The organism is Cyclobacterium sediminis, from assembly GCF_054781075.1.
This window is the reverse complement of record NZ_BAAGVC010000021.1, coordinates 146,834-170,870: the sequence shown is the minus strand read 5'-3', so window position 1 is coordinate 170,870 and position 24,037 is coordinate 146,834. Positions and strand designations below refer to the sequence as shown.

The window sequence follows — 24,037 nt, the reverse complement described above, 5'->3', positions numbered from 1 at the left end:
TAGCATTGCCATTCAACTCTTTTTACTTCCAATCATTTCTCAAGCTCTTGAAAATAGGATTGAATGAATTTAATATATCAAACAATAAACCAATAAAAATTATGAAAAAAACAGGTACTATCAAGTCTGTCTTTTTAAGCCTCTCACTGCTATGGGTGTTTATGGCTTGCGGTCCGGCTGCTGAACAAGAAGATGTTACAGATGTAGTCGTTTATGGCGGTACATCCGGTGCAGTAACAGCAGCCATCCAAGCAAAAAAAATGGGAAAATCTGTAATTATGGTTTCTCCGGACAAGCATTTAGGAGGTCTGACTTCCGGCGGATTGGGTTGGACAGATACAGGAAAAAAGGAAGTGATCGGTGGTTTGTCTCGTGAATTTTACCAACGCGTATACGATAAATATACTGAGGATGATGCTTGGAAATGGGAAGCCCAAAGTGATTTTGGAAACAAAGGACAAGGAACCCCGGCCATAGATGGTAAATTCAGAACCATGTGGATATTTGAACCACATGTGGCAGAAGAAGTCTATGATGAATGGGTTGAAGAATTAGGTATTGAGGTTCTTCGGGATGAATGGCTGGACAGGGAGTCAGGAGTGACTGTTGAAAATGGAAGAATTACTGCAATTCGAACTTTAAGTGGGAAAGAGTTTAAAGGTAAAATGTTCATCGATGCCACCTACGAGGGAGATTTAATGGCAGCTGCAGGTGTAAGTTATCATGTGGGTAGAGAAGGCACCGACGTTTATGGTGAAGAGTGGAATGGAGTACAAACCGGAGTTTATCACCACAGACATCACTTTCAAGTGCTGGATCAACCCATTGATCCCTATGTGATACCGGGAGATCCTTCCTCCGGCTTACTGCCAAGAATTAGTGGTGAAGAGCCCGGCGTGAAAGGTGAAGGAGATAATAAGGTTCAGGCTTACTGCTTTAGGACTTGTATGTCTGTACATCCGGACAACCAAGTTCCTTTTCCAAAGCCGGACAACTATGATCCTTCCCAATATGAGGTACTTGGAAGAATCTTCGATGCAGGATGGGACCAGTGGTTTGGTAAGTTTGACATGATCCCAAATAAGAAAACAGATACCAATAATCACGGACCTTTTAGTTCTGATAATATTGGAATGAATTATGATTACCCTGAAGCCAGCTACGAACGCAGGAGAGAGATCATTAAAGAACATGAAGATTACCAAAAAGGATTGCTATATTATGTAGCCAATGACCCAAGAGTACCAAAAGCAACTCAAGATGAATTTAAAAAATGGGGATTGGCCAAGGATGAATTTACCGACAATGGCAACTGGCCTCATCAGATTTATGTAAGAGAAGCCAGAAGAATGATAGGGAAATATGTGATGACTGAAAATGAATTGATGCAAAAAAGACCAACTCCTGAATCAGTAGGTATGGGTTCATATAGCATTGATTCGCACAATATCCAACGCTATGTAGATGAAAATGGACATGTACAAAATGAAGGGGATATAGGTGTACATCTTAAGCAGCCTTACGAAATCGCTTATGGATCTTTGGTCCCTAAGGCGGATGAAATTCAAAACCTCGTAGTACCAGTAGCTGTTTCTGCAAGTCATATCGCTTTTGGGTCCATCCGAATGGAACCCGTTTTTATGATACTGGGACAATCCGCTGCTACTGCTGCAGTGATGTCCATAGACAAAGATATAAGTGTGCAGGAGCTTCCTTATTCTGAATTGAAAGCCAAATTGCTGGAAGATGGACAGGTCCTGACAGTTGCGGATAAAATTCAATAAATATTGGGGCATGACATTAATAATTAAGTGAATATAAATGGACCATTTATACCTATTTAGAAACTATTCTTAATATAAGTTTTGGTTCATTGTTTTCATTCTGATAAAAATTTATTGTTGATAAATATGGGGTTATTCGTAAAATCTGCCGGAAAAATCTTTGTGTTTTTGGGTTGTATGTATGTTTTTTATGCATGCCAACCTGAAGAAAAAGAAATAGACAAGCCAAACGTATTGATCATTCTTACGGATGATCAAGGGTGGGGAGATTTAAGTTTTACGGGTAACCCTAATTTAAAAACACCACATATAGACAGACTAGGTGTAGAAGGAATTAGTTTCGATCGTTTTTATGTTTCGCCTGTTTGCTCTCCAACTCGAGCAGAAATGCTGACCGGTAGGTATCATTTGCGTGGAGGGGTAACTGGGACTTCTGCAGGTCAGGAAAGGCTGGATCTTGACGAGATTACTTTTGCGGAGGTGCTCCAAAATGAAGGGTATGTTACGGGAGCCTTTGGGAAATGGCACAATGGAATGCAACATCCCTATCATCCCAATGCGAGGGGCTTTGAAGAATTTTACGGTTTTTGCAGCGGTCATTGGGGCAACTATTTTAGCCCTCCATTAGAACACAATGGAAAACCAGTACAAGGGCAGGGTTTTCTTCCGGATGACCTTACTTCAAAGGCCATGGCATTTATTGAGGAGAATAAAGACAAACCGTTTTTGGTTTACTTGCCACTTAATACTCCTCATTCCCCCATGCAGGTACCAGACCGTTGGTACGATTCCTTTGCCGACAAAAAGCTTGATAGCCTGGTCAATGGTGAAGAGCCGGCTTTTACAAAAGCGGCTTTGGCCATGTGTGAAAATATCGATTGGAATGTGGGGCGAGTGATGGATCAATTAAAGAAGCTAAAACTAGAAGAAAACACCATTGTGATTTATTTTAGTGACAATGGTCCCAATAGTTTTAGGTGGAACGGAGGAATGAAAGGAAGAAAAGGTTCCACAGATGAAGGAGGGGTTAGAAGTCCTTTTTTTATGCAATGGAAAGGAACAATTCCCGAGGGGAAAATTATTAAGGAAATTGCCGGAGCAATAGATTTATTTCCAACCTTGATGGATTTGTTGGGAATTTCTTACAATGCAGATCAATCGATTGATGGGAAAAGCTTGAAACCTTTAATACTCAATGAAAACGCTCCTTGGGAGGATAGAATCATATACCGCCACTGGAACAGTCGAACGAGTTTAAGGACCCAGGAATTCCTTCTTGATCACGAAGAGAACTTGTTTGATATGGTAAAAGATCCTTATCAACAACACCCAATACAAGGTAGTAAGCCGGAATTAACAGCTAAACTTAGTTCAGCAAAAGAGGCTTGGGAAAAAGAGATGGCTGATGAATTAGAAAAAGACCTTACAACACGCTCATTTACCTTAGGCGCTCCCGGGGCAAAATACACACAAATGCCAGCCCGAGATGGAGAAGCACATGGGCAAGTCCAAAGATCCAATCGCTTTCCCAATGATTCATTTTTTGAAAACTGGCGAAGTTTGGAAGATAGCATTACTTGGGATGTAGAAGTGCTGGAGGCCGGTAAGTATGAGGTTGAATTATATTATACCTGCCCACAGGAAGATGTAGGCTCCACTTTTAGGCTTCAATTAGGAGAAAATTATATTGATGGAAAAGTGGAGGTAGGGCATGACCCACCATTAAAGGGAATGGAAAATGACCGAGTTAAAAGAATGGAGTCTTATGTAAAAGATTTCAGAGCCATGCCATTAGGGGAAATCGACTTAGAAAAAGGTGAGGCAACTTTATCTCTGGCAGCGCTCAATATCCCGGGGAGCCAAGTAATGGATTTAAGATTAATTGTATTTACAAAAACCAATTGATGAAAAATAATGAAAAAATATATTAACTACTTAGGTTTACTGTGCTTGATTTTTTCAAGTATCATGAGTTCTTGTTCATCTGCTGAGAAATCGGAGGAAAAAGTCTACGATGTGGTCGTGTATGGAGCGACCTCTTCCGGGGTCATTGCAGCTTACACCGCCAAAACAATGGGGAAATCCGTATTGTTAATTGAACCCAGTCAACACTTGGGGGGGCTGACCAGCGGTGGCTTAGGGTATACAGACATTGGGAATAAGTTTGCCGTAACAGGACTTTCCAGAGACTTTTATAGAAAACTTGGGGACCATTATGGGAAATTTGAACAATGGATATTTGAACCCAGCGTAGCCAAAGCCACATTTCAGGAATACCTTGACCGTGCAGGAATTACCGTTCAATATGGATTTAGGGTTCAAGAAGTTGAGAATAAGGAAGGTACAATTACCAAAATTACTCTTGAAAATGCAGCCAACCTTACAGAGCCTTTAAGAGAAGTAGCAGGTAAAATGTTTATTGATGCCACCTATGAAGGAGATCTCATGGCCAAATCAGGGGTGACCTATGCCATTGGCAGGGAAGCCAATGAAGTCTATGGTGAGACATACAATGGTGTGCAGTTAATGAACGGACACCAGTTTCCGGATGGGGTAGACCCCTATAAAGTCCCGGGAGATCCATCAAGTGGACTCCTATGGGGTATAAGTGAAGGGACACTTGCTGAGGATGGTACAGGGGATGATAAGATTCAAGCTTATAACTATAGGATTTGCCTGACCAATGATCCCGATAACAGAATAGAAATCACCAAACCTGAGGGTTACGATCCTTCCATGTTTGACCTATTGGTGAGGCTTTTTGAGGCTCAGCCTGAAAAAAGAACGATTAACCAGTATTTTATCTGGAGTAGAATGCCAAATAACAAGACAGATATTAACAATAGGGGAGGTTTTTCCACTGATATGATAGGGATGAATCATGAATATCCGGAAGGGAGTTATGAAAAACGCCAGGAAATTATCGATGCGCACACTTTTTATACCAAATCCCTGCTTTATTTTTACAAAACAGATCCGAGAGTTCCCAAAGAACTTCAAGAATTCATGAATGAATGGGGTTACCCAAAAGACGAATATGTGGACACTGATCACTGGACTCCACAGCTTTATGTGCGTGAAGTGAGAAGAATGGTAGGAGAATATGTGATGACCCAAGCCAATTGTGTAGGTGAGGAAGTTGTTGAAGATGGCGTTGGAATGGCTGCATATACTATGGATTCTCATAATATCCAACGAGTGGTGGTTGAGAAGGATGGGAAAAAGATGGTGAAAAATGAAGGCAATGTAGAGATTGGAGGGTTTGGCCCTTATCCAATTGCCTATCGATCTATCATTCCAAAGTCCAATGAAGCAAAAAACCTTTTGGTACCGGTGGCTTTATCTGCCAGTCATATAGCATACGGATCTATTCGGATGGAACCTGTATTTATGGTGCTTGGTCAATCGGCGGCTGTGGCGGCTAGCTTGGCTTTGGATGAAGGGCTATCTGTTCAAGATTTGTCCATCGAAAAATTACAAACAGAACTTAGGTCTAATCCTTTGGCAGACGGAAGTACTGCAGAGATTTTAGTGGACAACGATGATGAGGGGGTAGAGGTAACCGGTGCATGGGAACAACAAAATAGGCATGGCTATGGCCCAACACTATTGAAAAGTTCCGAAAATAAAAATTCTATTAACACCGTCAAGTTTAGCCCGGAAGTGGTTGAAAATGGAGATTATGATGTTTATGTTTATTTTTCCAGAACTGAGAATGCGAGTAGTCAAACGAAGATTACCATTTCTGATGGGGAAACAGAAAATGAAGTTATTGTTAAAGAATCTGACATTAGGGTGGAAGGCCAAACCCGAGGGGAATGGGTGAAAGTTGGAACCAATAGCTTAGAAGTTGGGACAAACCCTTTTGTAACGGTAAGTACGGAGGGTTCCGATGGAACGGTAGTTGCAGATGCGGTACTTTGGGTTCCTGCAAAATAATGCTAGAATAACGAAATCAACCATTAAATAAATCCCCAAATCCAGAAAAAAGGTGCTTCTTGGATTTGGGGATTTTTTACTACTTATCACTTACTCGATTTTAACATTGCATCATTTCTTTTTAAGCAATACCTCAATGGTAGGCTTTTGAAGACATAAAGTTGCGATGAATTCTTTTTTTTCCTTTGGGGAGACAAGAACACTATCATATTTGTTAAAAAATATTTCCAAACGATCTAAGGATGCTGCAGCTGAGCTTAAGGGATTATGGGTTTCAACTACTTTCGTTATGTCCTGTATTGGAATATTTTTATGACTGCCAAAACCACCGTAAATATGTAGGTTGTCCGGATCAATGCGATATTTTATAGAGCGAAGCAAATAGCCTAAGAAGACACTGGTTAGAAGCATGATCAATAGACCTATCCAGATTTGATTGAGATACATATTATAGGAAATCCAGAGAAACAATAGCCCAACGGGAATAACCAGTTCCAATCCTATTTTTGATCGATAAATCTTCATAGATATGCTTTAATAATAGGTTATAAATCTCGTTTTTTTACAATCGTTCTGAAAGTTAAATTAACCCGAGGACCAAATACCCTTTTGGTAGGAGGTAATCGATGAAGCCAATAATTTTGAGTGCTTCCTTTCATTACTAACAAGCTTCCATTTTCTAAAATAAGCTCTTTTTTAATTTTAGTTTCCTTATGCTTAAAAGCAAACTTTCTTTCTGCACCCAAACTTAAGGAAGCGATTGCTCCCTGTTTTTTTAAGTCCTTTTCTGCATCACTGTGCCAAGCCATGCCTTCGCTACCGTCATGATAAAGGTTGAGTAAACAAGAGTTATAGGTTTCACCAGTTTGTTTTTCTATTAAAAGCTTTAATTCAAGTAGGCCTTGAGTCCAAGGAAGTGCGGATTTTGTTGTTTTGGAATAGGTATATTCAAAAGCTTCCTCTCCATACCAAGCCACTTTTCTTTTGGTGGTAATTTTTTTACCGAAAATGATGGCCTCATCATTTTTCCATTCGATCGATTTCATTAAGATGGAGAAATAATGGTCTGCCTCCCTTTGATCTAACAATTTCCCATAATAATTTACCGTACCATCAAATGGGAGAAGGTTTTTGGAGGGGTCTGTTTCACGAGCAAATAATTCCATTTCTCAACTTTGGGGGTAATTAATTTTTAACCTGTTTGTAATCAGTTTCAACTATTTTTTTTATACCCAAGTCATAGGAGGTTGGTGTAAAATTAAAAGTCTTTTCAAATTTACTGCTGTCAAAAACATAATCCCTATCATACTGATATAGCATTTCCACAGATTCTTTCATAATGGAGTTGAATAATCCCATCACTTTAACAAGAAACTTAGGTGCTAGTTGAGTTTTGGGCTCGGTTTTTAGTTCTTTTGCAATTTTTTCGATCCATTGTTTACCGGTATAAGGTGCAGAAGCAGTTGGTAAATGCCAAACTTCTCCATAAGCCTTTTCAGTATTACCTAGTAGAGCGGTGGCAATTGCAGCATCAATAGAATAGGTGAAAGAATGCAAAAAACGGTCACTGATTAGCCAATTTGCCTTTTTACCGCGGCTAAGTGGTTTGAAAACAGTTTCAGTAAGAAGGCTATTATTTGATATTGAAGGACCATAGAAATCTGCTGATCTGGCTATAAGCGCTTGGATTTTATTTTTTTTGATCGCATCCAAAATCATCTTTGCAATTTTCGCCCTAATAAGGCCTTTCTTGCTTGATGGGTTAACTGGTGTTTCCTCAGTCATTCCGTTGAGAAAATTGGGGTCATACATGTAGATATTGTCAAAAAAGACCAGCTTACAGTTCTCTTCAGAACAAATAGTTATAAGGTCTTTAATGAAAGGTATCCATTTCTCAGCCCACTGCCTATGGCTGTAGGTAAATCCAACAGTGACATATACAATTGAAGAACCGTGTATGGCTTTTTTTAAAGCTTTGGCATCTAACACGTCTGCAGGAAATATTTCATCCGTATCATTTACCTTTTTTGGGTTTCTGCTGACTAGTCTTATTTGCTGCGTATAAGCTGCTAAAGCTTTAGCTAATTCTGTACCTATTGCACCACTTGAACCTAGGATTGTTTGCATGATAAGGGTTAAATTTATTCACTCTTTACATATTATTTCTGATTCATTAAAAAAAAGCAATTGTGAAAAATCCATTTTATTTCTCAATCACTTTCTCTTTTACCCCATTGCTTTTAGCCTTTAAATAAGCGCCTTCAGGTACCTCCGGGTAAATTTCATTGTATTTTAAAACCTGATTCATCCCAATTCTCCTGTTGATATGTTCTCTGTTGAGCTTTTCAGTTTTCCTTATTCCTGATGCAGCGATTAATTCAATAAAACTTTTCACAGTCTCTTCGTGAAAATTGGCCACTCTTTGTGCCTTGTCTTTTACCACCAAACCCTTCATTAAACTCTTGTCTTGGGTAGCCACTCCGGTGGGGCAGGTGTTGATATTACATTCTAAGGCTTGGATACAGCCGGTAGCAATCATCATGGCTCGGGCACTATTAACCATATCTGCTCCTATGGCAACTGACCTGGCAATATCAAATCCACTTAATACTTTTCCGGAAGCTATCACTCGGATGTCTTTCTTCAAACCATAGCCCATGAGAGTATCTATGGCAAAAGATAGTCCATCCTTTAATGGCATACCCAAGGAATTTGAAAATTCAATGGGTGCAGCCCCTGTACCACCTTCGCCGCCATCTATGGTGATAAAGTCCGGTTTGATGCCCAGCTTAACCATGGCTTCACACAAGCCTATAAATTCACTTTTTTTGCCAATACAAATTTTAAAACCAATGGGTTTTCCTCCGGATAAATCCCTTAATTTTTGAATGAATAACATCAATCCCTCTGCATCTTCAAAAGCTGTATGTTTGGGTGGAGAATGAACATCGGTATGGGGTTTTACATGCCTGATGACAGCAATTTCTTCGGTGTTTTTTGCAGCCGGAAGAATGCCTCCATGTCCGGGTTTGGCTCCCTGAGAAATTTTTATCTCAATCATTTTGACATTGTCAAGGCTAGCGTTTTGTTGAAATTTTTCTTCACTAAAATTGCCTGCCTCAGTTCTGCAGCCAAAATAACCGGTACCAATTTGCCAAATTAAATCCCCCCCGGGTTCCAAGTGATAAGGACTTATTCCTCCTTCCCCAGTATTGTGTGCGAAGCCACCAATTTTTGCTCCGGTATTCATCGCCATCACAGCATTTTTACTTAAGGAACCAAAACTCATCGCTGAAATATTTAAAATACTTGCTGAATAGGGTTTTAAACAAGCTTTTCCTCCTACTAAAACTCTGGATTCATGATGTACATCCGCGTGGTTGTTAGCATAAATGGAATGGTCCATCCATTCATAGCCAGTGGCATATACATCCATTTGGGTGCCAAATGGGGTGGTGTCATTGACCTTTTTTGCTCTTTGGTAAATCAGTGACCTGTAAATTCTGTTGATGGGCCTTCCTTCTGTATCCGTTTCCACAAAATATTGCATGATTTCAGGTCTGATATCTTCTAGAAGATACCTGAAATTCCCTATAACCGGAAAATTTCTTCTGATGGTATGCTTGGTTTGTAATATATCAACCAACCCAATCACCATTATAGGAATAACTATCCATAGAATCCAAAGGATAGAGGGCATAAAGAGATAGATTGCAGGTATACAGATAAGTGCTATGATTGAGGAGGCGATGAAAATTTGCTTTGGCTTCATTATTATTTGGCTTCAAAATTAATAGTTACTGATGATGGGTGTTTTCACAAGTCACTTAGCTGACAACGAAACTATTTCTCTTCAAGTTCGGATAAGAGATAATGTCAGCTGGATAATAAGTGCATGGGTTATTTCGCATTCTAACTCCAAATTAGTGATTTTTTTCAAGATCTATTGCCCTTTAGTTCCACTTAATACTTGAGACTCACTTTTGACAGGGTGTAAGGGCATAATTATTTTATCAAATTTTGTTTTTAGAACCCAAAATTGATTTTATTGTTTCAGTAGTATTAAACCCGAAATATGCAATAGACAATCTATTACGTGCTGAAATCGCTTCAAAATCGGCCACTTCGTTGCTGTGTTGAGATTTTAGCATAGCACCGCTATGGTGAAAACTCAACACAGCTTGATTTTCTTGCGATTGGAACACTCATCAAGAATCCAATTACATAATCCTGGTTAAAGTGAATACTGCAAAAAAAAGCAGCCCTTTTATGGGCTGCTTTGAAAATTGGACTTGAAAAATGGAGTTAAGGGCAATCTCACTTTCTATAGGTAGCCGATATTATCATTGAGAAAAGCATTACTCTTTTTTAGCTCCTTTAGTGGTAATGATCACCACACCATTGGGTGCCTCGTATTTTTTTAAGGCATCTTCCCCTTTGAAAACATCTATAGATTCGATGTCTTCAGGTGCAAGCTTTTCCATGTCTCCTTTTTCGGCCTTAATTCCATCGATGATAATTAAGGGTTGTGCTTCATTATTGTTTCCATCCTTGTACCTAATTTTAACTTGATCCTCTTTTTTTGCTTTGGTTTCAATTAAAATCACACCATTTGGTGCATTGTACCTTTCCAAAGCCTTTTCATCCTTAAGTACGCTAATGCTTGCTATTTTTTCTTTGTCCAACAACTCAACAATTGCATGGTCGTATTTTTTACCATCAATGTAGACATCTGGATTGTCTTTTTCACTAATAGTGATTTCAAGCTTTTTTTGGATGTTTTCATTGCTTTCTTGAGCCAGGATACTAGAAAATGGCACAAGTGCTATACACATAATTAATAGTAGTTGTTTCATTGTGAATTGTTTTAAAGGTTAAATTTTTCTTAATTATTTTGAAGCATATATGATGATGATATCATCCTCATAAATCACTTTTTTATTCTTTTTATTAATGTTTTCATTTTCAAACATAGCCATAGCCTCCTTTAGTAAGGCCTGCTTTTCTGCAAGACTATAGGATTTAGGATTTGGTTCCGGTTTGAAGAAAAGCAACAATAAAAGAAGAGAAGCTGCGATGGACATACTACCTATTACTAGTTTCCGTAATTTGGCCCTTTTTTCTCTTTTCTGAATTTTGTCCCAAATTTTCGCATTAAGATCAGTTGGTGTTTCTTTCTTTTCCTTTTTAAGGTACCTGAACCATAGTGAAGCATTATCAGCGCTTTTCTCTACATTTTTCACATGGTAAGCTTCCTCAGCGAGCGTACTGTGGCCTGAAGTATACTTCTCCATCCAGTTTTTAATATTCCCCTTTTCCATAACTATATGATTTTTGGAGTTCTTTGGCTACTTGTTTTCTTGCTCTTGACAAAAGAACCCGTATATGATCTATTCTTAATGTTGTCAATACTGCGATTTCATCGAATGTTAATCCGTCCAAATCTCTCATCATTATAATTTCACGTTGCTGAGCTGGCAGTCTATTGATTATTTCTTCGATCAATTGCTTGAGTTCTTTCCATTCAAGCGAATTTTGTTCTTGATCAGCGGGAAATTCATAATGTTTGGCCTCATATATGTCTTCTGTAGGCGTTTTCTTCTTGATTTTATCCAAACAATAATTTTTTGCAGTAAGGAAAATAAAACCCGGTAAGTTGGGGTGATTTTTAATTTGCTTGCGTCGTTCCCAAAGCTTAATCATGATTTCTTGAATAGCATCCTCCGCATTTGCATGGCTACCTAACATCCTTGCCACCATTGGGTACAAGCGTTCTGACATTGAAATCACCCTATTTTTAAATTCTTCCGTTTTCATCTTGTACCTAAATGACGAAATAAAGCCTGTTCCATAACAACAAAATGAAGATTTCGGTGAAAATTTTTTTTTAAATCCTGCGGCGGATGTGTTAAACTTTAGAATAGAGGTGATTTTCCTCAATTATTTAGGCCTATTTATTTTATCATTCTAAATAGGAATAGGCTAAAAGTTACTCATAGTTAAACCCATTCCAATATATGAAGTGATTTTAGATTAGAAGTGATATTGGAATAGTCTTGTTGCATAGAAAAAGCTTTAGGTCAAGTGGTGTAAAATTCCATGAAAATTATTTAATCATAAATTAACATAAGAATAATTGTGACATGAGTAGGTTTGTATTGGTTAAAAATAATGAAATAGCGAATAATATTTTTTTTACTTTGTAAGTAGTACAAGGGTATTTAATTGTCTTATTAAATGACAGGCAATATAAAACCATAAACAATAATGCCAGAACCCAAAATTTCAATAAATAGTAAAAGGCTCAGTTCACCTATCAGTGTAGAAGAAGCTTCGGTTTCCAATTCAACTGATAAAATGAATGATGAACAGCTAATTAGTCATGCGCTCAAAGAAGATCCCAAAAAAGGAATGGGAATGATTTTCCGGCGCTACTACCAACCGCTTTGTTCTCACGCTGTACGCTTTGTAGGGTCAAAAGAAGTTGCTCAAGATTTGGTTTCTGATCTTTTGGTTCATTTTTACGATCAAAAGCTTTATTTAAAGGTGAAATCCTCTATTCGCTCTTACTTGTTCCAGTCGGTAAGAAACAGAGGTTTTAATTATATAAAACATGATTTGGCACGAAAGGGAGAGTTGAGCACGACTTCGGAGCCAAGGATTCCTGAGACTTATCAGCCGGATAGCATTACAGAATACGAAGAACTTTACCAAGATTTTGAGAAAGCCATTGGAACACTTCCCGGCCAACGAAGGAAAATATACCTCTTGTTCCAATTTGAAGGGAAAACCATGAAGGAGATCTCCACAGAAATTGGGCTTTCTGTCAGAACCGTAGAAACGCAACTTTACCGTTCAAAAATTGCCATTCGCCAATTGCTAAAGGATAAATGGTTGCTTTGGCTAATGCTGTTTACACAGCTATTTAAGTGAATTTTAAGCATTCACCCACCTTTACCTAACCAATAACTCGAATTATAATGCATGATAAAGAAACCATAAGGAAATTACTTAATAAATGCTTTAATGGATCAGCCTCCGTAATCCAAAAAAAATGGATTGATGATTGGGTCAATGAATCCACAAGAAATGAGGAATTCTTTTATTCCTGTTTGGAAGAATGGGAAAGACAAAACCTACAATACATCGCAGATGTCGAGCAGGCCTTCCTAGACTTTAATAGAAAAATTGATCATAAAGCGCCTTTTAAAGGAGAAGGCATTACTAATTCGATAAAACCCAAATTGCCGGCTTATCAACTCTTTATGGTTGCCTCTGTGATACTCATTGCCTTAATTTTTTCCGGGGCTTTGGATTTTGTATTGGTAAAAACCTACAGTTCAGGCTATGGAGAGTTGTCTACTGTGGCATTAAATGACGGCACGCTGGTTTATTTAAATGCCAATAGCCAATTAAAAACTGCTCGGTTTACCTTTTTTTCTGACAAAAGGCAAGTTGAATTGTCCGGGGAAGCCTCTTTTGATGTTGCCCATGACCCTTTCAATCAATTCATCGTCGAAACAAAAAATGGTTTGGATGTGGTGGTCCATGGAACAGAATTTACTGTTTATAACCGTCATCAAAATACAGAAGTACATTTAAAATCAGGAAAAGTTGAATTGATCAAGCACAATGCCACCGGTAGGGAAACGGTGATGATGAAGCCGGGAGAAAAAGTCCGAATGAAACCTGATGGCGATTTGCAAAAGAAGAAAGTAAAGACCCCTGAAGAATTCGCTTCTTGGAAGGAATACCGCTATGTTTTTAACCAGACGAGCTTGGCCGAAATCTCGGATCTTATTAAGGATAATTATGGTGTGGAAGTGGAAATATCCGAAGACTCAATCGGAAATTTAACCGTTTCGGGCTCCTTTCGCTCCGAAGATGCTGAGGAGTTTGCCGCTGCGGTGGCTCAGGTTTTAGGTATTTCTATGGAAGCAAACGAGAATAAATTTAGATTCTATGGTTCCGAATAAACATTTGTTTTCACCCATATTTCCTGCAATTAAGAATGAAATGGTTAGCCATGATTTTAAAAAATAATTTAAGTAAAGCAGCACTAAATATTAATAATTAAAACCCTGAATCTGACATGAAAAAGATTTTACACTTTTCACTTTTGATTGGGGCATTGTGCATTTTTATGCATCATGTTCCAATTGCAGATGCCAAAGCCAACCACCTAAAGTCTCGGCAATTGGCAGAAATACCGGTGGCAGAGGCGCAATACAGCGTAGCCTTGGCAGAAGCACTTGATAAGCTCAAGGCTTATTATAAAGCAGATATTTTATTTGCTGACAGAATGATCCAAAACATAACTGTGGACATGAGGAGCATAGACTGGAAGGGAGGATTGGAGAACAACCTCGATAAACTCCTTAGCCCTAATAAATTGTCATTTATAAAACAGAGAGGAGGATCTTATGTAATCATAGCCAAAAACAGACAGTCGGGTACAGGTACACCAGTTTTGTCACAGCTTGTCGCTCAAAATAATGGACTTATAGAAATGGCTCCATATGGCAGCAATGAAATTGCAGAAAGTTTACCAAATGTCGATGTTGCACAAAGGGTCAATGGAACAGTGGTTTCTGAAATTGATGGCCTAGGTCTTCCCGGCGTAACTGTTCTATTAAAGGGAACGGCAATAGGCACAGTTACTGATCAAAATGGGGATTATGCCCTTGAATTTGAAGATGAGAAGGCTATTTTGGTGTTTTCTTTTATAGGCTTTGAAACCCAAGAGATTGAAGTTGGAAATCGAGAAATTGTAGACATCACGATGCGGGAGGATATGAAATCACTTCAAGAAGCTGTTGTAACCGCTTTGGGTGTGAAAAGGGAAAAGCAGTCCTTGGGATATTCTGTAGGTAATGTGGAAGGAAGAGACCTTACAGAGACACCACAAAACAATGTACTCAATGCAATGGCAGGAAAAGTTGCCGGCGTGCAAATTTCCCAAATGGATGGAACTGCTGGCTCCTCTGTAAATATAATTATTCGAGGGGCCAATTCCTTAAACAATGACAATCAGCCTTTATTTGTTATTGACGGCGTACCTGTTGCTAATAAATTGAACAATGGTTTTGGTGGTGCTGACATGGGTAATCCCATTTCAGACATTAACCCAAATGATATAGAAAATGTATCGATCTTAAAGGGACCAAGTGCCGCTGCCTTGTACGGGTCCAGGGCCGGTAATGGTGTGGTTTTGATTACTACAAAATCCGGTTCAGGAAGAAAAGGATTTGGTGTTGCAGTGAATTCTTCAATAGTGATGGATTTTCCATTTAAGTACATTCCTATCCAAAATGAGTTTGCTTCCGGGAAGAGTGGAGCGCATGTTTTTGAGGAGAGTCAGAATGAGAGTTGGGGACCTGAGCTGGACGTTGGCGAAGAATGGGTTCAATGGAACAGCAATGGAGAGCCTGCGCCTTTGGTATCTTATCCCGATCGTTTCAAAGATTTTTTCCAGACCGGCTATACCAATACCAATAATGTGGCGATCAATGGGGATTATGACAAAGGTAGTTTTCGGTTGTCTGTAGGGAATATGTCCAACACCGGAATTATCCCTAATACGGATTTCTCTAGACTTACCATAGGACTTAATACCAGTTATAATATCACCGACAGGCTAAGGGCAACCGCAACCATTAACATTACTGAATCAGGTTCAGACAATCGGCCTATTATTGATGGAGGTAGAACTTCTCCGGTAAGAAGCCTATATGAGACAGGAGCGCAAGTAAATATTCTTGATCTCCAACAGTATTGGGTACCGGGGTCTGAAGGTATTCTTCAAAGAAAATATAAACAAAAGCAAAACAACCCCTATTTCGTCGTCAATGAAAACCCTACAGGTTTTGATAGAAACAGGACCGTAAGTAAGCTACAGCTAGATTATGATGTCACAAATGATCTAAGCATGATGCTTCGCTATGCCAGAGATTCCTATGATGAACAGCAGGAGGCAATTATTGCTTACAATAATTATGATCAAATCAATGGAGGGTATCATTTAAGAAACAATATCAACAAGGAGAACAACTTGGACTTTATGCTGAATTATCAAAAGATTTTCAATGAAGATTGGAACATTACAGCATTGGCCGGAGTGAATAGGATGGAGCAAAAGTATGGCTTTATGGATAATAATGCAGGTCAATTGGTCATTCCTATGCTGTATACCATTGCTAATGGTGCACCCGGTACAGTTTCTTATGATAGCCAGCAATTCTGGAAAGTTATTTATGGCGTTTATGGGTCTGTATCTACAGGGTTCCAAGATAAATTGTATTTGGATATTACTGCCAGAAATGATTGGTCAAGTACATTACCAATAGAAAACCGATCTTATTTTTATCCCTCAGCATCCTTGAGTGCCATTGTTTCCGAAATGGTAGATATGCCTTCTTTTGTAGATTTATTTAAATTTCGGGCAGGGATAGCTCAGGTAGGTAATGATGTTGCTCCCTATAGTTTGATCCCTACTTTCAATACGGCCTTAGACTGGGGTACTGCAAAAAGTATGTACATGGGAGGTTTACTGAGAAATACTTCCTTAAAACCTGAAATATCTACTTCTTCAGAGGCAGGATTTGATATTTCTCTATTTAACAATAGGGTAGGCATAGATGCAACTTATTATGTCCGTGGAAATAAGAACCAAGTATTGCCAATAGATCTTCCTATAGAATCGGGGGCTAGCAGTAAGCTCATTAATGCCGGTTTGGTGGAAAGCCGTGGCTTTGAATTGGGGCTTAGCACTTCACCTATTATTTCCGGGGATTTTAGATGGGACTTGAATGTTAATTTTACCAGAAACAGGACAAGTATCAAGGAACTTGCAGATGGGATTACTTATTACAATTTCACCTCTTACAGTGGAGCGGAGTTGAGAACTTACGTGGGGGGAGACATAGGCGACATATACATGCGTCCGGTACTTACCGTGAAAGATACAGAATCACCTTATTTCGGGTACCCTGTACTCACCGGTAGTGGCTTGTACCAAGCAGATCAGGATGTAAATAATTTAGTAAAGATTGGGAATTTCAACCATGACCTGATGGTATCCTTTCAGCCAACCTTTAGCTATAAAAACTTTAGTGTGTATGCGAATATAGATTGGAGACAAGGGGGCGAGTTTTACTCCAATACAATGATGTTTTTGGGTAATAATGGAATGTTGGAAGAAACCCTTTCAGGCATGTCTTATGACCCGAATAGACCCATTGAAGATCAGATCAAAGAGAACCCTGAAGCATATTTCGGCAATTGGATTGGTGGAAGAAATGCCGCTTACGGAGGCTTGCCTTGGACGGGGGAAGAGGCTGACTATAGAGAGCAAGATGCCAGTTTCAATGTTGGTGTGCGAGAAAGTAGGGATGCTGAAGGCAATATCGTTTATATAGAAAACCTTGGTGGATCGACTACTCAATGGTTAAACCCTTTTCAAGCCTACCGATATGCCAACCGACCTTTTCCTGACAGAAACCTCTACAGTGCTACTTATGTCAAGCTTAGGGAAATTGCTTTTACCTATCGCTTACCCACCAATTTACTAAATAAAATAAGCTTGAGAAATGCCTCAATTTCTGTGGTTGGAAACAATCTATTTGTATGGACAGAAGCCGGAAACGGTATAGATCCGGAAAGGGCTTTTAGGCAAACCGGAAACCGATGGATTCAAGGAGTAGAATATTACAATGTAATGCCATGGACAGGTTCTTTAGGCTTGAAAGTAAATGCAGAATTTTAACTGAATGATAGTCATGAAAAATCTATTAAAAAACATATTTACTATTGGATTGATCGCTTCACTTTGGGCTTGCGAAGACCTGACAGAGGTCAACATAAACCCCAACAGCCCTGAGCAGGTTTCCTCCAATTATATTCTTACTTATGTATTGTCAAACACAGCAAAGACCTACCATAATTTGGGGTATGAAAATTCTAAAATAGCAGGAGCCATGCAGTATGTGCAACGTGGAACCAATGAAGGGGCTGTGGTTGTCAATTTTTATGGTTGGGGTCATGAGTCTTGGAATAGCTATTTTGACATCCTTAGAAATAATCAGGTTATATATGAAAACGCCATAGAAGAGGATAATCAATTCTTTAAAGGAATAGCATTGATTATGCGATCCTTTCATTTTGGTTTGATGAGTGATCTATATGGAGATATTCCTTATTCGAGTGCACTGCAAGCGAAAAATGACGTGTTCTTTCCGGAATATGATCGTCAGGTAGATGTTTATAAAGGAATTATGATGGATTTGAAAGAGGCTGAAACATTGCTTCAAAACCTAGATCCGGCAAAAGATTTGGTAAATGCTTCTTCAGATATACTGTATGGTGGAGATGCCCAGAAGTGGAGAAAGTTTGCCAATGCTTTGAGAATGCGTTACAGTATGCGTTTGATTGAGAAAAAGTCAGAAATGACTGCTTTAGGAGTGGATTTGGAAAAAGAATTCAATGAAGCCTCACAGTTTACCTTTACCGACAATACGGATGATGCGCAAGTAGATTTTCTTGGAACTGATGAAAACAATGCAGCACCGGGTGGTCCGTTGAATAGTCCAAACCCTAATTTGTTGCTAAAACCGGCACAAACTATTGTAGATAAACTAATAGATTTAAATGATCCCAGATTACATCGCTGGATGATGCCGGTTCAATACAAGTGGGACAATGGGGTGTTGGAAGAAAAAGACTCTGTCATTACCAATGTGCTTGGCGAATCTTATACAGTTCGATTTAAGCCGGCACCAGAAGGGCTGAATGTGAATACCAATTTATATGTGGGATTGCCTGTAGGTTTGCCTATTGTGGAGGCCATGGCATTCAATAAAGGTAACGATGAGGAAGGGTATCACCCTGAAAGAAGCCCCTATATTTCCTACTTACATGAGCGTTATCGCAAAGATCAAGATGAATATGTAGGGATGAATTTAATTACTTACAGTGAAGTAAAATTTTTAATGGCTGAGGCGGCCCAGATGGGAGGGTTTGGTGTAAGTGATCCCGAAATGCATTACAAAGAAGGAATTAAAGCGTCGATGGAAAAATATGGCATTTTATCAAATGTCGGAAGCTATAGCTTTGATACCTATTATGAACAAGCTTCAGTATCATTTGCTTCCAGCAGTAATAAAGAGCAAAGGATTATGGAACAAAAATGGTTAGCCAACTGGCAAAATCCTCAGGCTTGGTTTGACTGGAGGCGTACCGGCTACCCTGTACTTGAAGCCGGCCCTGTCACTCAATTTGGAGCTGCCATTCCGGTTCGGTACATGTACCCTTCACCGAATTTAGACCCAAACTACCTAGAAAATTATGAAGAAGCCTTATCTTCTCTGGAGGACACTGAATATATACCGGCCGGACAAAGTAAAGATCATCCTTATGCTAAAATGTGGCTACTACAAAATTCCGGAAAACCTTGGTAAATGCTGAAAGGCTTATAACCTGAAAATTTATTGATCTGGAAAATTAATCCAGAATGCTACAAACCAATAAAGGAAACAATGCCACTGACTATGAAACCTATAACAAAGAAAAGCCACTTGAACATCCAAGTGGCTTTTACTTATTAAGCATTAATCAATAATTGAGGAATAAAAATTTTACGTAAACTGCATTATTGCTAGTTCCAGCCGCCGCCCAATGCTTTGTATACATTGACTTTGCCGTTCATCTGGCTTAGTTTTATTTCTATTAGTTCCATTCTGGATTCCAACGCCTCTCTTTGGGTTAGCAATACTTCCATATAATCTGCTCTCGCAGAACGGAACAAGCTATTGGAAATGTTGATTGATTGATTGAGTAAATCCACTTCTTTGGCTTTGGTTTCATAGCTTGCACTAGAATTAACGATCTGAGATAACTGATTCGCTACTTCTATATAGGCTTGCAAAATGGTTTGTTCATAGCTATAAACAGCTTGTAATTGTTTGGCATTGGCACTGTTATAGGTTGCCTTTATCGCATTTCTATTGACCAAAGGAGCCATTAAATCCCCGCCCAGATTGTATAGAATTGAATGTGGGTTGAGGAGGTATTTAGGGTTAAATGATCCAAAACCCACCCCCGCTTCAATGCTGAATGAAGGATAGAAATTGGCCCTTGCAATACTAACGTCCAATTTGGCAGCCTCTAAAGCTAATTCTGCTTGTTTAATATCCGGCCTGTTGGTCAGCAATTGAGAAGGTATTCCTGAATGAATATCGTCTATGGCAATGTCATTGAATTCAGATGAACTTCTGATGATAGGTTGAGGGAATCGACCTACCAAGAAATTCAACCAATTTTCTGTTTCAACAATCTGCTGTTTAATATCATATTGCAGATTTTCAGTATTGAGCAACTGGGCAGCAAATCTATTAACTGCAAGCTGCGTTTCCTGAGCAGCCTGTTTCTGTTGTTCAATGATTCGAAGAGCATTTTTTTGAATGGATATATTCTTTTGAATTATTTCCAGCTGATTGTCTAAAGCCATTAATTCATAATAGGCATTAGAAATTTCAGCAATTAGATTGGTGACCATAAAGTTTCTACCCTCAACACTGGACAAATACCTGGCAACCGCCGCTTTTTTTCCATTGCGAAGCTTCTTCCAAACATCCACTTCCCAAGAAGCAAAAGCCCCCACCATAAAATCAGGCAATGGTTCAGGAATGGCCTGACTTTCCCTAATATTCAGACTTTCATCCACTGCCCCATGACGGGTATATTTGCCATCCTTTTCCAGTCCTGCACCTAGCCCAAGGTTTACAAAAGGAAGGTATTCCCCTTTTCTTGCCAGTATTTCATTGTTTTCTACCGCTATCTCTTGTAGCAGGATGTTCAGCTCCTGATTATTGGCTAGGGCAGTATCTATCAAAGAGATCAAATTTGGGTCAGTAAAGAACGCTCTCCAATTGGTTAAGGCACTGTTAGTAGTGTCTGTTGAAGTATTGAAACTGTCCGGAACCGACTTGTTTTCATTGATCGTGCTGACCTGTGGTGTCTTACATCCCCATAATAGGAGCATGCAAAACAACAGGCTGGTCGTATTGTTTATGAATTTATTGGCCATCTTTCAGTTCTTTTTTCGACAATAATTTCTTAAGTTTTTTTATCAGGCTTGCATTGGATTGGTTATTCACATAATCCTCACTAAGAGGTGTTTCGTCTTCATCTCTTATTAGTGTTCTGCCATCAGCCAAGCTGCCGAAAATATAATAGAGCCCGGGGACGATGACTACACCAAATAAGGTTCCGAATAACATGCCTCCCATGGCGGAAGAACCAATGGTTCTATTGCCTATGGCTCCGGCTCCTGTAGCAATGACCAAGGGAATCAATCCGGCAATAAAAGCAAAAGATGTCATCAAGATGGGGCGGAATCTCACCTTTGCACCGATGATTGCAGCTTCTAAAATAGTGGAGCCTTGCTGGTGTTTTTGAATAGCAAATTCAACTATTAACACTGCATTTTTACCTAAAAGCCCCACCAGCATGATCAGACCAATCTGTGCATAAATGTCATTGGCCAGTCCCATGAATTTCAACATGAGGAAAGAGCCAAAAACTCCGATCGGCAAGGAGAGAATAACAGCCAAAGGAATGATGAAACTTTCATATTGCGCTGCCAAAACCAAATAAACGAAGATCAATACAACAATGAATATATAAATGGCTTCGTTACCTCTTCTTGATTCATCATAGGAAAGTCCTTCCCAAGCAATGTCATAGCCATTGGGGAGCGTTGCTGCGGCTACCTCCCGAATGGCCTCAATGGCATCCCCACTTGTATAACCGGGTGCGGGAACTCCTTTTATTGAGGAGGAAGTGTAAAGATTAAATCTTGTAATTTCATTAGGACCTTGCTTTTTCTCCATTTTCATAAAAGCTGAGTAAGGAACCATTTCTCCCTCTTCATTCTTGATGAATAAATTCATAATATCCGAAGGGAGCTTTCTGTATTCCGGAGCCGACTGGGTATATACCTTAAAGAAATTCCCGAACCTAATAAAACCTTGCTCATAAGTACTACCAATAAGTATGTCAAGATTTTCCATGGCTTTACCAATAGAAACCCCTTTTTGCATCGCCAATTTATTGTCAATGGTAAGCTCAAATTGTGGATAGTTGGCAGCAAAAAAGGTAAACAGCCCACTAAGTTCTGGCCTTTTATTTAGGGCCTCCATAAAATCACGGTTTACTTGATCAAATTCTTGGTAATCGACGGTACTGTTTTTATCGATCATCCTTAATGAGAACCCATCAGATGCTCCATATCCCGGTACTGCCGGTGGTTCAAAATATTCAATCACCGCACCTAAATCCTTGGTCTCTTCTTCCAGCTCTTCAATAATTTCCTTGACGGAATGATGTCTTTCAGACCAGTTTTTTAAGTTGATAAGACAAGTGCCGGCATTGGATCCCCTTCCTTCTGTAAGAATTTCATAACCCGCCAAAGAGGAAACGGACTGGATACCATCGATCTCTTCTGCAATTTCTTGCAACTTTCTAGAGACCTCATTGGTCAATTCTAAAGTTGAGCCCGGAGGTGTTTGAATAATCGCATAGATCATTCCTTGATCTTCATTGGGAATAAAACCTGAAGGAAGTTCTTCGTTGACCACAAAAATACCCAATCCAAATGCCAGTAGAATACTGTAGGTGATTACTTTTCGGTTGACAATAAGCTTAAGTAAATCTTCGTATTTATCAGTGACTTTATCAAATTTTCTATTGAACCAGTCCAAGAAAAGATCTATGGGAGATTTTCTTTTCGGTTTGCCATGATTGTTTTTGAGGATCATGGCACACAATACCGGAGTTAATGTCAAGGCCACCAAACCTGAAAGAACAATGGAACTGGCCATTGTGATTGAAAATTGGCGGTAAAATACACCAACCGGGCCGGTCATAAAGGCAACGGGTATGAAAACTGCTGTCATTACTAGGGTAATGGCTATAATGGCTCCGCTAATTTCACCCAACACTTTCTTAACAGCCTTGAATGGGCTTAGGTTTTCTTCTTCCATTTTGGCATGGACGGCTTCCACGACCACAATGGCATCATCCACCACAATCCCAATGGCCAACACCAGTGCAAATAAGGTGATCATGTTAATCGTTAAGCCAAATATTTGCATGAATACAAAAGCTCCGATCAATGAAACAGGAACAGCGATGGCCGGTATTATTGTAGATCTCAAATCCCCTAAGAATAGAAAAACCACCAAAGCAACCAATATAAAGGCTTCTACTAATGTATGTAATACCTTGTCAATGGAGGCATCAACAAAGGTGGATACATCATAATTGATCTCGTAGGTCATGCCCGGAGGGAAATCCTTTTCGAGTTCTTTTAATTTAACTTTTACATCATCAATTACCTTACTGGCATTACTACCAAAATTTTGCTTCAATACCATAGAAGCAGCAGGATACCCATCTTTATTCGAGTATATATCAAAAAATTCACTGCCTAGTTCTACTTCTGCAATGTCTTTGAGCATCAATATCTCTCCTTCAGGATTGGCTCGGATGATGATGTCTTCGTATTCCTCAGGTAAATTAAACCTCCCTTTATAGGTCAACACATATTCAATGGACTGGGCGGTTTTTCCCGAACTCTGTCCGAGTCTACCCGGTCTACCAATAACACTTTGTTCATCAATCGCTTCTAAAACTTCTTCCGTAGAAATATTATAGGCCCGCATTCGATCGGGTTTTAACCATACCCGCATGGCGTATTGCCGGCTACCTAGGATGGTGGCCCTTCCCATTCCACTTATCCTTTGGAGTTCGGGAAGTATGTTTACGTTGGCATAGTTGTAAAGAAATTTTTCATCTGCCTTTTTATCTGTACTGAAGAGGTTCACATACATCAACATACTGGGTTGGATAGGGGTGATGATCACCCCCTCCCTTTGAACCAGAGGCGGGAGATTGTTCATCACCTGGTCCACTCGGGTTTTTACGTTCACCACTGCAGCATTCGGATCTGTGCCCGGCTCAAAAATAATTTGTATGGTGGCCTCCCCGGCACTGGTAGCATCAGAAATAATGTACTGCATTCCCTTAACTCCATTAATCGCTCTTTCCAGAGGTATTAAAGTGGATTTCACCAAAACTTCTGCACTTGATCCCGGATAGGCGATAAATATATTGACTCTTGGTGGGGCTATTTCAGGAAACTGTGAAATAGGCCTTGTTGCAATCGCTAATATTCCTAGGAATATGATGGACAGGGAAATAGCTATCGCTAAAACCGGCCGTTGTATAAACTTGCTAAACATGTCTAAAGTAATTTA

The 24,037-nt window shown here is 39.4% G+C and carries 16 protein-coding genes; 7 read left to right on the top strand and 9 right to left on the bottom strand.

The window, feature by feature from the left end:
• The first annotated feature begins 101 nt into the window (after positions 1-101).
• The 3 genes from ACYVHJ_RS17950 to ACYVHJ_RS17940 all read left to right on the top strand — a co-directional run bounded on the left by ACYVHJ_RS17950 (position 102) and on the right by ACYVHJ_RS17940 (position 5,723).
• Complete coding sequence (locus ACYVHJ_RS17950; RefSeq protein ID WP_460517532.1) at positions 102-1,784, top strand: FAD-dependent oxidoreductase; 1,683 nt, start codon at positions 102-104, stop codon at positions 1,782-1,784.
• A 126-nt stretch (positions 1,785-1,910) separates the two neighbouring features.
• The gene (locus tag ACYVHJ_RS17945; RefSeq protein WP_460517529.1) at positions 1,911-3,689 is read left to right on the top strand and encodes an arylsulfatase; all 1,779 of its coding nucleotides are present in this window, start codon (positions 1,911-1,913) and stop codon (positions 3,687-3,689) included.
• A gap of 9 nt (positions 3,690-3,698) precedes the next feature.
• Entirely contained in the window at positions 3,699-5,723 is a 2,025-nt protein-coding gene (locus ACYVHJ_RS17940) for an FAD-dependent oxidoreductase (RefSeq protein ID WP_460517526.1), read from the top strand.
• A gap of 111 nt (positions 5,724-5,834) precedes the next feature.
• Here the strand turns inward: ACYVHJ_RS17940 and ACYVHJ_RS17935 are convergent, their stop codons facing one another.
• From ACYVHJ_RS17935 to ACYVHJ_RS17905, 7 genes are all read right to left on the bottom strand, one after another.
• Positions 5,835-6,248, bottom strand: a complete 414-nt coding sequence (locus ACYVHJ_RS17935; protein ID WP_460517523.1) for a PH domain-containing protein — start codon at positions 6,246-6,248, stop codon at positions 5,835-5,837.
• 20 nt (positions 6,249-6,268) lie between these two features.
• A complete protein-coding gene (locus tag ACYVHJ_RS17930; RefSeq protein WP_460517520.1) occupies positions 6,269-6,889 on the bottom strand; it encodes an alpha-ketoglutarate-dependent dioxygenase AlkB family protein in 621 nt (206 codons plus the stop codon).
• A gap of 19 nt (positions 6,890-6,908) precedes the next feature.
• Positions 6,909-7,850 (bottom strand): Rossmann-fold NAD(P)-binding domain-containing protein, encoded by a 942-nt coding sequence (locus ACYVHJ_RS17925; RefSeq protein WP_460517517.1) that lies wholly within the window; start codon positions 7,848-7,850, stop codon positions 6,909-6,911.
• 76 nt (positions 7,851-7,926) lie between these two features.
• Entirely contained in the window at positions 7,927-9,495 is a 1,569-nt protein-coding gene (locus tag ACYVHJ_RS17920; RefSeq protein ID WP_460517514.1) for an FMN-binding glutamate synthase family protein, read from the bottom strand.
• 586 nt (positions 9,496-10,081) lie between these two features.
• Entirely contained in the window at positions 10,082-10,579 is a 498-nt protein-coding gene (locus ACYVHJ_RS17915) for a TonB-dependent receptor plug domain-containing protein (protein ID WP_460517511.1), read from the bottom strand.
• A gap of 33 nt (positions 10,580-10,612) precedes the next feature.
• A complete protein-coding gene (locus tag ACYVHJ_RS17910; RefSeq protein ID WP_460517508.1) occupies positions 10,613-11,044 on the bottom strand; it encodes a hypothetical protein in 432 nt (143 codons plus the stop codon).
• Positions 11,025-11,540 carry an RNA polymerase sigma factor gene (locus ACYVHJ_RS17905; RefSeq protein WP_460517505.1) on the bottom strand — a complete coding sequence of 172 codons (516 nt, stop codon included), beginning with the start codon at positions 11,538-11,540 and terminating at the stop codon, positions 11,025-11,027. Before ACYVHJ_RS17905 ends, ACYVHJ_RS17910 begins: the two co-directional genes overlap by 20 nt.
• Positions 11,541-11,990: 450 nt before the next feature.
• Here ACYVHJ_RS17905 and ACYVHJ_RS17900 point away from each other — a divergent pair, with 450 nt between their 5' ends.
• The 4 genes from ACYVHJ_RS17900 (at position 11,991) to ACYVHJ_RS17885 (ending at position 19,177) form a co-directional block, all read left to right on the top strand.
• On the top strand, positions 11,991-12,656 hold the full coding sequence (locus tag ACYVHJ_RS17900; protein WP_339904891.1) for a sigma-70 family RNA polymerase sigma factor: 666 nt from the start codon (positions 11,991-11,993) through the stop codon (positions 12,654-12,656).
• A gap of 47 nt (positions 12,657-12,703) precedes the next feature.
• A complete protein-coding gene (locus tag ACYVHJ_RS17895) occupies positions 12,704-13,699 on the top strand; it encodes a FecR family protein (protein ID WP_460517501.1) in 996 nt (331 codons plus the stop codon).
• 116 nt (positions 13,700-13,815) lie between these two features.
• Positions 13,816-17,487, top strand: a complete 3,672-nt coding sequence (locus ACYVHJ_RS17890; protein ID WP_460517497.1) for a SusC/RagA family TonB-linked outer membrane protein — start codon at positions 13,816-13,818, stop codon at positions 17,485-17,487.
• Between the two features lie 13 nt (positions 17,488-17,500).
• Positions 17,501-19,177 carry a SusD/RagB family nutrient-binding outer membrane lipoprotein gene (locus ACYVHJ_RS17885; RefSeq protein WP_460517494.1) on the top strand — a complete coding sequence of 559 codons (1,677 nt, stop codon included), beginning with the start codon at positions 17,501-17,503 and terminating at the stop codon, positions 19,175-19,177.
• Between the two features lie 197 nt (positions 19,178-19,374).
• On the opposite strand, the gene ACYVHJ_RS17880 is transcribed toward ACYVHJ_RS17885, so the two are convergent.
• Complete coding sequence (locus ACYVHJ_RS17880; protein ID WP_460517491.1) at positions 19,375-20,805, bottom strand: TolC family protein; 1,431 nt, start codon at positions 20,803-20,805, stop codon at positions 19,375-19,377.
• Positions 20,795-24,022: an efflux RND transporter permease subunit gene (locus ACYVHJ_RS17875; protein ID WP_460517488.1), complete on the bottom strand. Its 3,228-nt coding sequence runs from the start codon at positions 24,020-24,022 to the stop codon at positions 20,795-20,797. The genes ACYVHJ_RS17880 and ACYVHJ_RS17875 overlap by 11 nt, the downstream gene beginning before the upstream one ends.
• Between the last annotated feature and the right edge of the window lie 15 nt (positions 24,023-24,037).